Origin of the sequence: Streptomyces lydicus (assembly GCF_001729485.1) — a bacterium.
GTDB classification, from domain to species: domain Bacteria; phylum Actinomycetota; class Actinomycetes; order Streptomycetales; family Streptomycetaceae; genus Streptomyces; species Streptomyces lydicus_D.
Window position 1 is genome coordinate 4795958 of record NZ_CP017157.1, and the last position, 15295, is coordinate 4811252.

The 15295-nt window shown below is 73.5% G+C and carries 13 protein-coding genes and 1 pseudogene; 13 read left to right on the forward strand and 1 reads right to left on the reverse strand.

Features of this window, described 5'->3' with window-relative positions:
* Nucleotides 1–102: 102 nt before the first annotated feature.
* The 11 genes and pseudogenes from SL103_RS20880 to SL103_RS20930 all read left to right on the forward strand — a co-directional run bounded on the left by SL103_RS20880 (nt 103) and on the right by SL103_RS20930 (nt 12048).
* Nucleotides 103–1554, forward strand: a complete 1452-nt coding sequence (locus SL103_RS20880; RefSeq protein WP_069570495.1) for an APC family permease — start codon at nt 103–105, stop codon at nt 1552–1554.
* 94 nt (nt 1555–1648) lie between these two features.
* Entirely contained in the window at nt 1649–2539 is an 891-nt protein-coding gene (locus SL103_RS20885; RefSeq protein ID WP_069570496.1) for an LLM class F420-dependent oxidoreductase, read from the forward strand.
* A gap of 45 nt (nt 2540–2584) precedes the next feature.
* A pseudogene (locus SL103_RS20890) lies at nt 2585–3034 on the forward strand (GNAT family N-acetyltransferase); the annotation flags it as partial.
* 214 nt (nt 3035–3248) lie between these two features.
* On the forward strand, nt 3249–4595 hold the full coding sequence (locus tag SL103_RS20895) for a hemolysin family protein (protein WP_069570498.1): 1347 nt from the start codon (nt 3249–3251) through the stop codon (nt 4593–4595).
* On the forward strand, nt 4592–5596 hold the full coding sequence (locus SL103_RS20900; RefSeq protein WP_069570499.1) for a hemolysin family protein: 1005 nt from the start codon (nt 4592–4594) through the stop codon (nt 5594–5596). The genes SL103_RS20895 and SL103_RS20900 overlap by 4 nt, the downstream gene beginning before the upstream one ends.
* A 78-nt stretch (nt 5597–5674) precedes the next feature.
* On the forward strand, nt 5675–6511 hold the full coding sequence (locus tag SL103_RS20905) for an SGNH/GDSL hydrolase family protein (protein WP_069570500.1): 837 nt from the start codon (nt 5675–5677) through the stop codon (nt 6509–6511).
* A gap of 117 nt (nt 6512–6628) precedes the next feature.
* Nucleotides 6629–8062 carry an adenylosuccinate lyase gene (purB, locus tag SL103_RS20910; protein WP_069570501.1) on the forward strand — a complete coding sequence of 478 codons (1434 nt, stop codon included), beginning with the start codon at nt 6629–6631 and terminating at the stop codon, nt 8060–8062.
* A 10-nt stretch (nt 8063–8072) separates the two neighbouring features.
* Complete coding sequence (gene mug, locus SL103_RS20915) at nt 8073–8630, forward strand: G/U mismatch-specific DNA glycosylase (protein ID WP_069570502.1); 558 nt, start codon at nt 8073–8075, stop codon at nt 8628–8630.
* Nucleotides 8631–8822: 192 nt separating this feature from the next.
* Complete coding sequence (locus SL103_RS20920; protein ID WP_069570503.1) at nt 8823–9743, forward strand: alkaline phosphatase family protein; 921 nt, start codon at nt 8823–8825, stop codon at nt 9741–9743.
* 2 nt (nt 9744–9745) lie between these two features.
* Nucleotides 9746–11035, forward strand: coding sequence for an MFS transporter (locus SL103_RS20925; RefSeq protein WP_069570504.1), 1290 nt, complete (start codon nt 9746–9748; stop codon nt 11033–11035).
* Nucleotides 11032–12048 (forward strand): TolB family protein, encoded by a 1017-nt coding sequence (locus SL103_RS20930; RefSeq protein ID WP_069570505.1) that lies wholly within the window; start codon nt 11032–11034, stop codon nt 12046–12048. Before SL103_RS20925 ends, SL103_RS20930 begins: the two co-directional genes overlap by 4 nt.
* A gap of 7 nt (nt 12049–12055) precedes the next feature.
* Here the strand turns inward: SL103_RS20930 and SL103_RS20935 are convergent, their stop codons facing one another.
* Nucleotides 12056–12517 carry a hypothetical protein gene (locus SL103_RS20935; protein WP_069570506.1) on the reverse strand — a complete coding sequence of 154 codons (462 nt, stop codon included), beginning with the start codon at nt 12515–12517 and terminating at the stop codon, nt 12056–12058.
* 156 nt (nt 12518–12673) lie between these two features.
* On the opposite strand from SL103_RS20935, the gene SL103_RS20940 reads away from it, so the two are divergent.
* Both SL103_RS20940 and SL103_RS20945 read left to right on the forward strand, forming a co-directional pair.
* Nucleotides 12674–13957, forward strand: coding sequence for a HEAT repeat domain-containing protein (locus SL103_RS20940; RefSeq protein WP_069570507.1), 1284 nt, complete (start codon nt 12674–12676; stop codon nt 13955–13957).
* A 169-nt stretch (nt 13958–14126) separates the two neighbouring features.
* Nucleotides 14127–15284: an ROK family transcriptional regulator gene (locus tag SL103_RS20945; RefSeq protein ID WP_069570508.1), complete on the forward strand. Its 1158-nt coding sequence runs from the start codon at nt 14127–14129 to the stop codon at nt 15282–15284.
* Nucleotides 15285–15295 lie beyond the last annotated feature (11 nt).

The following is a 15295-nucleotide window of genomic DNA, read 5'->3' on the forward strand; positions in this document are numbered from 1 at the left end:
CAAGCACCGTCCGTGTCACGGTCCCGGGGCCCGCGCGCCGCTGCCGGGGCGGGCGGACCGGATGCCGCACGATGTGATCGGCCGTGAGAGGAGGCCCTCGCCGTGTCCGTCCCGGTCTCCGTCCCCCATCTGAAACGCAGCCTGCGCCGCTTCGACATCATGGCGATCGCGGTCGCCGCGGTGATCTCCTTCGACGTGATCGGGCAGATCGCCGCCGGCGGAGGGCAGGCCGTCACCTGGATCGCGGTCATCGCGGTGGGGTTCCTGGTGCCCTATGCCCTGGTCTTCGCCGAGACCGGCGCCGCGTTCCCGCAGGAGGGCGGTCCGTACGTCTGGGTGGAGCTGGCGTTCGGCCGGCTGACGGCCGTGCTGACCACGATGTTCTACTGGGTCACCAATCCGGTCTGGCTCGGTGGCTCGCTGGTGTTCGTGGCGGCGGCGGCCTGGGACCGCTTCGTCTTCCCGCTCGGCTCGGCGACGGTGGCCGACTACGTCTTCAAGCTGGTCTTCATCTGGGCCGCGATCCTGACCGCGGTGATCTCGCTGCGGCGCGGCAAGTGGATCACCACGGGCGGCGCCGGGGCCAAGCTCCTGGCGCTGGCCCTGGTCACCGTCACGGCGGCGGCGTACGGCATCCGGTACGGCTTCCGGGGGCTGCACGACGCCGGCTTCGCCCCCACCGGCGCGGGGTTCCTGGCGCTGGTGCCGGTGCTGCTGTTCGCGTTCGTCGGCTTCGAGGGTCCCAATGCCGCGGGGGACGAGATGCTCGACCCGCAGCGCGACGTGCCGGTGGCCATCGGGGTGTCCGGAGCCGTCGCAACCCTCAGCTATCTGCTGCCGGTGCTGGCCATCGTCGCCGTCTCCCCGGGCGGGCGGATCACGGGGGTGGGCGGGTTCATGGAGGCCGCCCGGCTGGTCTTCGGGATCTACGGGGACGCGCAGGGCGCGCTGCTGGCCTTCGTCGCGGTGCTGTTCGCGGTGGCGCTCCTGACGCAGGGCAGCGCCTGGATGATCGTCGCCGACCGGATGCAGGCCATGGCGGCGGCCGACGGCGGTTTCTTCAGCCGGGGCCTGGGCGTCTTCCACGCGCGGCTGGGCACGCCGGTCCGCATGAACCTGCTGTCCGGGGTCACCGCGACCGCCTTCATGGTCGCCGCCATGCATCTGGCGAGCGGGAACACCTCGGCCATCTTCGGCGTGGTGCTGACCGTCGCGATCACCACGTTGCTGCTGTCGTACATCGTCGTGGTCCCCGCCCTGCTGGCGCTGCGGCTGCGCTACCCGGAGGTGCCCCGGCCGTACCGGGTGCCCTTCGGCACCGGCGGCTTCGCCTGCGCGGACCTGCTGGTCTACGCCTGGATCCTGCTCGGCTGCTGGGTGGCGCTGTTTCCCGGCACTCTGGAGCGGTTCGTCGGCTTCCCGTACGACTTCCGGGCGACCTGGGGCGTCTCCCGGGTCACCTTCGAGACGTTCACGCTGGGCACGGTGGCGGTGCTGCTGGCAGTCGCCGCGGCGGGGTACGCGACCCAGCGGATGCGGGCCCGGGCACGGTAGGTGTGGTGAAACCCGGCCCGGTGCCGGGAGGATCGTGGTTGCATGATCACGGATCGGCCGGGTCGGCCCGGCCGCACCGTCTTGAGGGGGCCTCATGCCACGTCCGTTCCGCTTCGGCGTCAACATGCTCGCGTTCGATACGGGTGCCGCCTGGCGCGAGAAGTGCCGGCGCGCCGAGGCGCTCGGCTACGACGTCCTGCTGGTCCCGGACCACCTGGGCATGCCGGCGCCGTTCCCCGCGCTGGTCGCCGCGGCGGAGGCCACGGAGCGGCCGCGGGTGGGTACCTTCGTCCTCAACGCCGGGTTCTTCCCACCGGCGCTGCTGGCCCGTGAGGTGGCCACCACCGACGCGCTCACCGGCGGCCGGCTGGAGCTGGGGCTGGGAACGGGGTACGTCCGCGCGGAATTCGAGGCCGCCGGGCTGCCGTGGGGAACGCCCGGTGAGCGGGTGGACCGTCTGGTGCGCACGGTCGAGGAGCTGGACCGGCTGCTGGGCGATCCGGAGCACGCACCGCGGGCGGCTCAGCGGCCGCGGCCGCCGCTGCTGATCGGCGGCAACGGGCCGCGGATGCTGCGGCTGGCGGCCGAGCGCGCCGAGATCGCGGCGTTCACCGGCGGCCGGCAGGCGCCCGGCAAGCCGGAGGGCACGCTGGAGCTGCTGCCCGCCGAGGAGCTCGCGGCGTCGGTGGCGAGGTACCACGGGTACGCGGCCGGGCGTCCGGAGCCCGCCGAGCTGAACATCCTGGTGCAGCGGGTGCTGGTCACCGACGACCGGCGGGCGGCGGCCCGGGAGATCGCCGCGCTGGGCGTCGGGCTGGACGAGGAGCAGGCGCTGGAGGCGCCGACGCTGCTGATCGGGACGGTGCGGCAGATGGCGGAGCAGCTGCGGGAGCGCCGTGAACGGTACGGGTTCTCCTACCTCACCGTCCTCGATCCCTACCTGGAGGCGTTCGCGCCGGTGCTGGAGGAGCTGCGGGGCAGCTGACGCCCGGGCGGTGCCGTCCCGGCCCGTGGAAAGCGTTCGACAGCGCGCTCGGGCCGGTGGTGGGATCGCGGAATGACTGATCTTCAGATACGGGCCGGGACGCCGGCCGATCTCGATGCCGTGCTGGCCTTCTGGAAGGGTGCCGCCGAGGGCACCAGCATCAGCGACGACACCGACGGGGTGGCGCGGCTGGTGGCCCGCGACCCCGAGTCGCTGCTGCTGGCCGAGCGGGCGGGCGAGCTGGTGGGCACGGTGATCGCCGGCTTCGACGGCTGGCGCTGCCACCTCTACCGGCTTGCCGTGCACCCCGACCACCGCCGGCAGGGCATCGGCGGTGCGCTGCTGGCCGCCGCCGAGGAGCGGTTCCGCGCGCTGGGCGGCCGGCGCGGCGACGCGATGGTGCTGGACCGCAACGAGCTGGCCCGGCAAGCGTGGCGGGCGGCGGGCTACGCGCCGGAGCCGCAGTGGAGCCGCTGGGTCAAACACCTGCGCTGAGCAGGGGGCACCGCCGGCACAACGCTCGTGGGCCCGCCCCGTCCGACGGGGCGGGCCCACGGCAACTTTGCTCATCCTTTACCATGGTGTTCCCCCTCCCCCGATGAAAGGTGTGTGAGCGTCCAGTCATGGGCGAGCCTCCCAGTTGTCGAGCCCCGCGGCGACACAGCGCGAACCTCCCGATCCTGTTCGATCATGGGACGGAGGTGACTCGATGACCGACCTGCTCCTCCTGGCCGTGGCACTCCTGCTGACCTTGGCCTGCGGTGTCTTCGTGGCCGCGGAGTTCTCGCTGACGACCGCCGAGCGCAGCGACCTCGAACGGGCCGCCGAGCGCGGCGACCGGGGTGCGGACAGCGCCCTGAAGGCGGTGCGCAACCTCACCTTCCAGCTCTCCGGCGCCCAGCTCGGGATCACCGTCACCGGCCTGGTCATCGGCATGCTCTCCAAGCCGGCCATCGCGACCCTGCTGGCCGGGCCGCTGGACGCGCTCGGACTGCCGCGCTCCGCGGCGGATTCGCTGGCCCTGGTGCTCGGGACCGCGATCTCCACGGTCGTCCTGATGGTGGTCGGCGAACTGGTCCCGAAGAACTGGGCCATCTCCAACCCGCTCGGCGTGGCCAGGCGCGTCGCCACCGCCCAGCGCGGGTTCAGCGCCGCCTTCAAGCCGTTCATCCGGCACCTGAACAACGCCGCGAACCACATGGTCCGCCGGATGGGCCTGGAGCCCGCCGAGGAGCTGGCGTCGGCCCGCGGCCCCCAGGAGCTGGTGGCGCTGGCCCGGCACTCCGCCAAGGAGGGCGCGCTGGAGGCCGACACCGCCGAGCTGTTCGTCCGCACGCTCAACCTCGCCGACCTGACCGCGGAGAACGTCATGACGCCGCGGGTCCAGGTGGTGGCGCTGGAGGTGCAGTCCACCGCCGAGGACGTCGCCAACGCGACCCGGGCCACCGGGCTGTCCCGCTTCCCCGTCTACCGCGGCAGCCTGGACAGCGTCGTCGGCGTGGCGCACATCAAGGACGTGCTGGCCGTCCCGGCCGAGCGGCGCCCCCGCCACCCTGTCTCCGAGCTGCTGCGCGAGCCCCTGCTGGTACCCACCACGCTGACCGTGGACCGGCTGCTGGACCGGCTGTCGGGCAAGCGGACCATGGCCGTGGTCATCGACGAGTACGGCGGCACGGCCGGCGTGGTGACGCTGGAGGACATCGTCGAGGAGGTGGTCGGCGAGGTCCGCGACGAGCACGATCCGCTGGAGACCCCCGACCTGGCACCGGCCGGCACGGACGCCCAGGGCCGGCAGGTCTTCCAGGCCGACGGCGCGGCACGCACCGACCAGCTGGAGCGGATCGGCCTGCGGCTGCCGGACGGCCCGTACGAGACCCTCGCCGGTTTGATCGCCACCGAACTGGGCCGGATACCGGCCGCCGGTGACCGCCTGGAGGTGGCCGGCTGGGCGCTGGAAGTCCTGGACGCCTCCGGCCATCGCGCGGCGCGGGTGCTGCTGCACGCGCCGCTGCCGGGCAGCAGCACCGACCAGCACAGGACGGAGGCCGGCCGATGACCGCGCTACAGCTCTTCGTCGGCCTGCTGACGCTGGTCGTCAACGCCTTCTTCGTCGGCGCCGAGTTCGCCCTGATCTCGGTGCGCCGCAGTCAGATCGAGCCGTACGCCGAGCGCGGTGACCGCCGCGCGACCAGCGTCATGTGGGGGCTGCAGCACGTCTCGGCCCTGCTGGCGGCCGCCCAGCTGGGCATCACGCTGTGCACCCTGGTGCTGGGCGCGGTCGCCGAGCCGGCCATCGCGCACCTCCTGGAGCCGGTGTTCAACGCGGTGGGCATCTCGGAGACCCTGGTCCACCCGATCTCGTTCGTGATCGCACTCTCCCTGGCGACGTATCTGCACATGCTCTTCGGCGAGATGGTGCCGAAGAACGTCGCGCTCGCCGAGCCGGTGCGCAGCGCGCTGATCCTGGGGCCGCCGCTGGTGGCGCTGACCCGGGCACTGCGTCCGGTGATCTTCGCGATCAACGCGCTCGCCAACGCGCTGCTCAAGGTGTTGCGGGTGGAGACCAGGGACGAGGTGACCGCGACCTTCTCGGACGCCCAGCTCGCGCGGATGGTCGAGGACTCCCGGGAGGCCGGACTGCTCGACGAACGGGCTCAGGACCGGCTGCGGGACGCCCTGGAACTGGGCCGCCGCCCGGTCCGGGACGTGGTACTGCCGGTGGAGAAGGTCGTCCACGCCCGGATGGGGATCACCCCCGAGGAGCTGGAGCAACTGGCCGCGGAGTCCGGCTTCTCCCGCTTCCCGGTCGTCGACGAGACCCGTCGCATCCTCGGCTACCTGCACGTCAAGGACGCGCTGGACGCCACCCCGCGCCACGATCCGTTCCCGGTCTCGGCGCTGCGCCCGATCGCCCGCGTCAAGGCCGCCACACCCCTGGACGACGTGCTGACGGCGATGCGCGGCTCCCGCACCCACCTGGCCGCGGTGATCGGCGACGACGGCCGCCTGGCGGGGCTGGTGACGATGGAGGACGTACTGCGGGAGCTGGTCCTCTAGGCCGCGGCGGGCCCCGGCGGATCAGCCCGCACCCGGCCCACCCGCGGCCGGTACCGGTCCCACTAAAATCATCGCTTCATGGAGATGAATGCCCCCTACACCAGTTTCGTCGCGGTCGGCGACAGCTTCACCGAAGGCATGTCGGACGGCCTGCCGGACGGCTCGTACCGCGGCTGGGCCGACCTGCTCGCCGGCCGGCTGGCCGCGCTGACGCCCGGGTTCCGCTACGCCAACCTCGCGGTGCGCGGCAAGCTGATCCGGCAGATAGCCGACGAGCAGTGCGGCCCCGCGGCCTCGATGGGCGCCGACCTGGTGACGCTGGTCGGCGGCCTCAACGACGTGCTGCGGCCCAAGTGCGACGTGGAGCAGGTGTGCGCCACGCTGGAGGACGCCGCGGGGCTGCTGGCCAGGGGTGGCGGGCAGCTGGTGCTGATGCGCAGCCCCGGGCGGCAGGGCCCGGTACTGGAGCGCTTCCGGCCGCGCATGGAGCGCCTGTTCGCGCGGATCGACGAGCTGGCCGAACGGCACGGAGCGGTGGTCGTGGACCTGTACGGCTCCCGTGCGCTGGCCGACCCCCGGCTGTGGGCGGACGACCGGCTGCATCTGAACGCCGAGGGGCACCGCCGGGTGGCGGAGGCCGTCTGGCAGGCGCTGGGTCTGCCGGCCGCGTCGGACTGGGACGCACCGCTGCCGGCGGCGGTGGCGCCGGGCTGGGGCGCCCGCCGGGCCGCGGATCTGCGGTTCGCGCGGGAGCATCTGGTGCCGTGGATAGGGCGGCGGCTGACCGGCCGGTCCTCGGGGGACGGCCGGACGGGCGCGCACGTCAGCGCCGAGCTGGGCAACGCCTTCTGGGTGAGCCCCGCGGACCACACGGACCCCGGTCCGGTGACGGAGTGGGGACGAGCGGGCGCGTGATCCGGCATCCGTCGCGGGACTCCGGCCGGTGACGGTGTGCGGCCTGTAGGAAACCACAGCTTGGGGCGGGGCGCTGGCCTGCGGGAATCGCCAGTAGACTCTGACCACGTGACTGCTGTGTCTGCGAAGCCTCGCATCCCCAATGTTCTGGCCGGCCGCTACGCCTCCGCGGAGCTGGCTGTGCTGTGGTCCCCCGAGTACAAGGTCAAGTTGGAGCGGAAGCTGTGGCTTGCCGTGCTGCGTGCACAGAAGGACCTGGGGGTGGCGGTCCCCGAGGAGGCGCTGGCCGACTACGAGCGGGTCCTGGAGAACGTCGACCTGGCGTCGATCGCCGAGCGTGAGAAGGTCACCCGGCACGACGTCAAGGCCCGCATCGAGGAGTTCAACGCCCTCGCCGGCCACGAGCAGGTCCACAAGGGCATGACCTCCCGCGACCTGACCGAGAACGTCGAACAGCTGCAGGTGCGGCTGTCGCTGGAGCTGATGCGGGACCGTACGGTCGCCGTGCTGGCCCGGCTGGGCTCGCTGGCCGCCCAGCACGCCGAGCTGGTGATGGCGGGCCGCTCGCACAACGTCGCCGCGCAGACCACCACGCTGGGCAAGCGCTTCGCGACCGCGGCCGACGAGCTGCTGGTGGCGTACGCGCGCCTCACCGAGCTGCTCTCCCGTTACCCGCTGCGCGGCATCAAGGGCCCCGTCGGCACCGCTCAGGACATGCTCGACCTGCTGGGCGGCGACGCGACCAAGCTGGCGGACCTGGAGCAGCGGATCGCCGGTCACCTCGGCTTCGGGCAGGCGTTCACGTCCGTCGGCCAGGTCTACCCGCGGTCGCTGGACTACGAGGTGGTGACGTCGCTGGTGCAGCTGGCCGCCGCGCCTTCGTCGCTGGCCAAGACCATCCGGCTGATGGCCGGGCACGAGCTGGTGACCGAGGGCTTCAAGCCCGGCCAGGTCGGTTCGTCGGCGATGCCGCACAAGATGAACACCCGCTCCTGCGAGCGCGTCAACGGCCTGATGGTGATCCTGCGTGGCTATGCGTCGATGGCCGGTGAGCTCTCCGGCGACCAGTGGAACGAGGGCGACGTGTCCTGCTCCGTGGTGCGCCGGGTCGCCCTGCCGGACTCGTTCTTCGCGCTGGACGGGCTGCTGGAGACGTTCCTGACGGTGCTCGACGAGTTCGGCGCCTTCCCGGCGGTCGTCGCCCGTGAGCTGGACCGCTACCTGCCCTTCCTCGCCACGACGAAGGTGCTGATGGCGTCCGTCCGCGCCGGCGTGGGCCGCGAGGAGGCGCACGAGGCGATCAAGGAGAACGCGGTCGCCGCGGCGCTGGCCATGCGGGAGCAGGGCGTCGAGCGCAACGAGCTGCTGGACAAGCTGGCCGCCGATGCGCGGATCCCGCTGGACAGGCCGCAGCTGGACGACCTGATGGCGGACAAGCTCTCCTTCACCGGCGCGGCGGCCGACCAGGTCGCGTCCGTCGTCGGCCGGATCGAGGAGGTCGCCAAGCAGCACCCGGAGGCGGCCGCCTACACGCCGGGCGCGATCCTCTGACGGGACCGTCGTGCGCTTCACCCCCGAAGAACTGGAAGCCGCCCGCGGCCGCCTCGTCCCTGACGTGGTCGCGAGCGGCCTTCACGTGCTGTTCTGCGGGATCAACCCCGGGCTGATGACGGCGGTGACCGGCCACCACTTCGCGCGGCCCGGCAACCGCTTCTGGCCGGTGCTGCACGCCGCCGGCTTCACGCCCCGCCGGTTCCGGCCGGAAGAGCAGGAGGAGCTGCCGGCGCACGGCCTCGGCATCACCAACGTGGTGGCCCGGGCGACGGCCAGGGCGGACGAGCTCACCGCCGCGGAGTACCGCGAGGGCGGGCGGCTGCTGGCCGAGAAGGTGGCCCGGCTGCGGCCGCGCTGGCTGGCCGTCGCCGGGGTCACGGCGTACCGCGTCGCCTTTGACGACAAACACGCCGTGATCGGGCCGCAGGAGCGGACGCTGGGCGACACCCGCATCTGGGCGCTGCCGAACCCCAGCGGTCTCAACGCCCACTGGACACTCCCGACGATGGCCGAGGAGTACGGGCGGCTGCGGGCGGCGGCGTTCGCGGAGGGCGAGCCCGCGTAGGGCTCCGCGGGCGGGCGCGCGGTGGGCGCGTTTGAATGGAGGTGCCGGGGCCTGCTGCGGCCCGTACGGACCTCCGCCCCGGCCGCTCAGCTGCCGTTCGGCTGCGCGTCACCTTGAAGGCGTGTACATGCCACGGTGACAGCTCTACGCTGTCGCCGCCCGTGCTCCCCCACCTTCCGTACGGAGGCCCCCGTGCCTGCTCCGTCCCCCTCGCCGTCCCCGTCCTCGCACCGCGTCCGCCGCTCGCGGCGCCACCAACTCACCGCGCTCGCCGGGGCGTTCGGCCTCGCCGCCGCCGGGCTCGGCATCTGGGCCGGCAACGGCTTCGGCGCCGAGCCGGCCGCGGCCGCCGTGCCCACCCCGGACCACGTGGTCGTGGTGGTCTTCGAGAACCACGCCTACAACCAGGTGATCGGCAGCTCCAGCGCCCCGTACATCAACTCCCTGGCCTCCGGCGGCGCGAACCTCACCGCCTCGTACGCCGAGACCCACCCCAGCCAGCCCAACTACTACGCCATGTTCTCCGGCGACACCCAGGGCGTCACCGACGACAGCTGCGTCACCCCGGGCTTCAGCAGCGCCCCCAACCTCGCCTCCGAGGTCACCGCGGCCGGCAAGTCCTGGGCCAGCTACAACGAGTCGCTGCCGGCCGAGGGCTCGACCACCTGCAAGTCCGGCAACTACGCGCAGAAGCACAACCCCTGGTTCGGCTTCAACAACGTGCCCACCAACACGGCGCACACCCTCGACGCCTTCCCCACCGACTTCACCAAGCTGCCCACCGTCTCCTACGTCGTGCCGAACCTGTGCAGCGACATGCACGACTGCTCGGTCTCGACCGGTGACACCTGGCTGAAGACCCACCTCAAGAGCTACGCAGACTGGGCCAAGACCCACAACAGCCTGCTGCTGCTCACCTTCGACGAGGACAACCGGCTCAGCGGCAACCGCATCCCGACCGTGCTCTACGGCCAGCAGGTGACGCCCGGATCGACGTCCGGCACCACCTACAACCACTACGACGTGCTGCGCACCATCGAGGACATGTACGGCACCTCGCACGCCGGCAAGGCCGCCGACGCGAAGGACATCAGCGGCATCTGGGCGAGCTGAACGTGTATCTCGCAGACCGCCGCGCCACCCCCGCGGCGGCCGGTCCGGGCGCGCGCCCGGACCGGCCGCCGCGGGCCGCCGTGCCCGCCACCGTGCTCGTACTGGGCACCGTCAGCCTGATCACCGACATCTCCTCGGAGATGGTCACCGCGGTCCTGCCGCTGTACCTCGTCGCCGAACTCGGGCTGTCGCCGCTCGGGTTCGGGCTGCTGGACGGGGTGTACAACGGGGTGAGCGCGCTGGTGCGGCTGGTCGGCGGCCGGGCGTCGGACCGCGGCCGGGGCGGCGGCCACAAGACCGTGGCGGCGCTCGGCTACGGGCTGTCCGCCCTGTGCAAACCCCTGCTGCTGATGGTGCACACCCTGCCGCTGATCGGTGCGGTGCTCGCCGCGGACCGTACCGGCAAGGGCCTGCGCACCGCACCGCGCGACGCGCTCATCTCGCTGTCCTGCGAACCCGCCACCCGCGGGCGGGCGTTCGGCGTGCACCGGGCGATGGACACCGCGGGCGCGCTGCTCGGCCCGCTGGTCGCCTTCCTCCTGCTGCGCGCCGCGGCCGACGGCTATGACGCGGTGTTCACGGTCAGCGGCTGTGTGGCCGCGCTCGGCGTGGCCGTCCTACTGCTCTTCGTCCCCGGCCGCGCGCGGACCTCCGTGCCGCCCCGGCCGGACACCGCCTCCCGCCCCACGGCGGGCAGCCTGCTGCGCCGGCCGGCGGTACGCCGCCTGACCGGCTGCGCCGTCCTGCTCGGCCTGACCACGGTCAGCGACTCCTTCCTGTACCTCACCCTGCAGCGCCGGCTCGACCTGTCCGAGGCGTGGTTCCCGCTGCTGCCGCTGGGCACCGCCGCGGCCTTCCTGCTGCTGGCCGTACCGCTGGGCGTGCTCGCCGACCGGATCGGCCGCCGTCGGCTGTTCCTGCTCGGCCATCTCGCGCTGCTGGCCGCCTACGGGCTGCTGCTCGCCCCGCTCGGCGGGTCCCCGGCCCTGACCTGCCTGGTGCTCGCCCTGCACGGCGGTTTCTACGCCTCCACCGACGGTGTGCTGGCCGCGGCCACCGCCGATGCCGTGCCCGAAGAAGTGCGCGGCAGCGGACTGGCGGTGGTGCAGACCGGCCAGGCCGCGGCGCGTTTCGGCTGCTCGCTCGCCTTCGGCGCGGCCTGGACCGCGTGGGGCGACCGCTGGGCCCTGGGGCTGGCCACCGGCGGCCTCGCCCTCGCCGCCGCCCTCAGCGCCCGGCTGCTGCGGCGCGTACCGGCACCCGCCGCCACCCTTTCGGAGCCCGTCACATGAACCGCACCTCCCGCCTCGTGGTCCTGCTCGTCACCGTGGTCGTCCTCGGCGCGGTCGCGGTCGGCGCGACCCTGCACGCCGCGGGGCGCGCCGCCCGCAAGGACCGGGCGCAGGCCGGCGGACCGGCGGTGACCTCCGGCGCGGTACGGCTCGACGACCCGCACCGCGCCTTCTTCCGCAACATGGCCTGGGGACCGCACCGCGACGAGATCACCGCGGTCCCGGCCGGCCGGCTGTCCGGCCCGCGCACCGCGTCCGGCGTCCGCTGCCTGCGCTTCCACGCGGCCGCCGGCACCGGCATCTGCCTGGAGGCCGTGCACGGCGAACTCCGTGACAGCTACCGCGCCGTCGTCCTCGACCGCCGGCTGCACGCGCTGCGCCGCTACGACCTGGCGGGCACCCCCACCCGGGCGCGGGTCTCTCCCGGCGGCCGCACCGTCGCCTGGACCGTGTTCGTCAGCGGCGACTCCTACGCCGGAACCGCCTTCTCCACCCGTACCTCCGTCCTCGACACCCGCTCCTGGCACCTTGACGCCAACCTGGAGACCTATGCGCTGACCGTCGGCGGACACCGGGTCCACACGGCCGACATCAACGTCTGGGGCGTCACCTTCGCCGACGACACGCACTTCTACGCCACCGCCGCGACCGGCGGGCGGACGTACCTCGTCCGCGGCGACCGCACCGCCCGCACCCTCCGGGCACTGCACAGCAACGTCGAATGCCCCTCGCTCTCCCCCGACGGCACCCGTATCGCGTACAAGAAGCGGGTCCGGGGCGCCGATCCGGACGCGCCGTGGCGGCTGTACGTGCTGGACCTGCGCAGCCTGCGCGAGACCGCGACCGGTGAACACCGCAACGTCGACGACCAGGCCGTCTGGCGCGACGGGCACACCCTGGTCTATTCGCTGCCCGGCGACTTCGGCTCCGATCTGTGGACCGTGCCCGCCGACGGCACCGGCACGCCGCACCTCGTCGTCAGCGCGGCGCTCGCGCCCGCCTTCGCGCGCTGACGGCCGGTCACCGGGGCCCGGTCATCGCCGGCGTGGTGACGTCCCCCTCCCCCACCGCCACCAGCAGTTGCAGCGGCAGCTCACGTCCCCCCTGCCCCACCCCCACGCCGACCCAGCGGTCCCGCACCCGCCAGCCGTGCATCCGCGGGACGTAGCCGCACAGGGTGTCGAGCGGTGGCCGGACCGGCAGCCCGGCGGCCATCCGCTCCAGGGCAGGGGTGAGATCGAGCAGCGCGGGCCGGCCCCACCGTAAGGAGAGCGCCTGCACCAGCGCGGTCAGCGCGGCGTCGAAGTCCTCCTCGGCCTCCGCCACCTCGGCGGGGTCGGCGTCCCAGAACTCCCCGCTGACCCGCAGGCCGGCTATGTGGAAGCCCGGGCCGCTCTCGACCGGGGCGGAACGGCCCCGCCGGTCGGGGAAGTCCCGCAGGCGGAGCGCGTCGATGGCGGTCAGCTGCTCGTCAAGCGTCATGCCCTCAGTAAAGCGGCGGGGTCTGACAATTGACCTTCCCCCGGCCGTCCCGCCGGCCGGCCCAGGAGTTGCACGACGCGATCGGCCATGATGCGCTCCTCCCGGCCTGCGGCCCGGCGGCGGGGCGATGTTCGAGTGGAAGGAGGGTGGCGGGACATGGGCGAGGATCCACTCATCACGGCGGTGCGGAGCGGGGACGAGAACGCGGTCAGGCTGCTGCTGGAGGACGGGGCGGATCCCGAAACCGTCGACGAGCGGGGAACCCCCCTACTCTGTCTGGCGATTGCGGCATGCGACTCGGCGGTCGCCGCCTCTCTGGTACAGGGCGGCGCGGACGTGGTCCGCCGGCTGCCCGACGGGTCCACCCCGCAGCTCCGGGCCGTCGACAGCGGCTCCGTCGGTCTCGTCCGCTGTCTGCTCGGCGACGTCGCGCTGCTCGGCGAGGCCACCCGTGCGGAACTGCTGGCGCGTGCCCGGCAGTGGCACGGCACCGGCCCGGTCGCCGTGCTGCGGGAGCGGACCGGCTCCTCGGACCCGGTCGAACGGGTCCGGGTCCGGGACAGGGAATGGTCGACCGAGTACCACGAGATCCGGCTCGGCGGAATGACCGTCCGCGACGGCCACACGGGGATCCTCACCTTCCTGGAGACGCAGTTCGGACTGCGCCCGGGCGTCGACGAGTTGGCCGCCCGCGCCTGCGCGCTGGAGCACCCCGACTGGGAGCACGCCGCCTGGTGGGAGATCACCAGCACCCTTGCCGCGAGACAGGACGACGAGACGTGGGAGGCTGCGGCGGCCCTGCGCGCCCACCCCGATCCGCTGCGCCGCCGCTTCGGAGCGGAGACCCTGGTCTCCCTCAACCTCGGGGATCCGGTGTCCGACGCCCCGAGCCCCTTCGAACGGCGCACGCTCGAGTTCTTCCTCGACTGGGCGGCGGAGGAGAAACACCCGGACGTCCTGGCCGAGGTCCTGGCCGGCCTGGGCCACCACGAGGACCCGAGGATCGAGCCCCTGGGTCTCACCTTCCTCGCGCACCCTTCCTCGACGGTGCGGGCCCGGGTGCCCGCGACCGTGGAATGCCTCGCATCGGGCGCCCCGGGGCGGTGGACCTACACTCCCGAGGGGCTGGACGCCATGCTCGTACTGGCCCGGGACACCGACGCCTCCGTTCGCCAACTCGTCGCCCATCAGCTCGCGGAGAGCAGGGATCCGTCGCCCGCCGTCGGGGACGTGCTGGCCGCATTGCTCGACGAGGAGGACCAGGTGACCCGTATCTGGGCCGTCTTCGGGCTGGCCGAGCGGGACGATCCGCGCTGTGTGGACGGCGCCGACCGGGTGGGGGCCGTCGACGGGTACGAGGCATGGTCCTGGATACTCGGCGCGCCCGCGCGGTACGCGCAGCGCCGGAAGGAGCGGGCAGCGCCCGCCAGGACCGAGTAGCGGGCGCGTCCCCATCGCCCCCGCGTGCCGGCACGGGCCCGTCGGGACGGAACCTCCCCTCCACGCGACGCCCGAGGTGGCCGGCCGCCCGGTCTCGGCCACGGGGGCTCGCCGCACACCCCCTGACCGGCTACGATCCGCCAGACACGGCAAGCTAGGGAGACGGACGTTGGGGCGGCTCACCGGCGGGGACCCCTCCCTGCTGCGACGGATCAACTCCGCGGTGGTGCTGCACGCACTGCGCGCCGCGGACTCCCCCACGCTCACCCACCTCGTCCAGGTGACGGGCCTGTCCCGGCCGACGGTCGAGGGCGTGGTCGAGGGGCTCATCGAGACCGGCCTGGTGGTCGAGGTGCCCGCCGAGGAGGGCGAGACGCGGCGTCAGGGGCGCCCGGCCCGCCGCTTCCGGTTCCGCGCCGAGGCCGGGCACCTGCTGGGCATCGAGATCGGTCCGCACCGGGTCTCGGCGCTGCTGGCCGATCTGAGCGGCCGGGTGCGGGACACCGCGCAGCGTGCGGTCGGGGAGTCCGCGCCGGCGGACGAGCGGCTGGAGCGGGTCCGGTCCGTGGTGGCCGAGTTGCTGCGCCGTACGGGCGTCGCGCGCGGTTCGCTGCGGGCCGTCGGGGTGGCCACACCCGGCATCGTGGAGGCGGACGGCATGGTACGGCTGGGCACCGCGTTGCCGGGCTGGACGGGGCTGCCGCTCGGTGACCGGCTGCGGCGCTCGTTCCGCTGCCCGGTACTGGTCGAGAACGACGCCAACGCGGCGGTGGTGGCCGAACACTGGCAGGGCGCGGCGTCCGGATCGGACGACGTCGTGTTCGTCCTCGCGGGGCTGAGCCCCGGTGCCGGCTCGCTGATCGGCGGACGGCTGCACCGCGGCTTCGGCGGGGCCGCCGGGGAGATCGGCGCGCTGCACCTGCTCGGCCGGGAGGCGACGCCGGAGAAGCTGCTGTCGACGACCGGCACACCGCTGCATCCGCTGGACGAGGCGCAGGTCGCCGCGGTCTTCGCGGCGGCGCGGGACGGCGACGCGCGGGCCCGGGACGCGGTGGACCGCTTCATCCGGCGTCTGGTGCACGATGTCGCGGCGCTGGTGCTGGCGCTCGACCCCGAGCTGGTGGTGGTCGGCGGCTGGGCGGCCGGGCTGGACGGCGTGCTCGCGCCGCTGCGCGAGGAACTGGCCCGCTACTGTCTGCGTCCCCCGCAGGTCGCGCTGTCGCGGCTGGGCGAGGCGGCGGTCGCCACCGGCGCGCTGCGGCTCGCCCTGGACCACGTGGAGGGCGAACTCTTCGCGGTGGACGGCACGGTGACCGCCCGCCGGTGAACCGGCGGGCG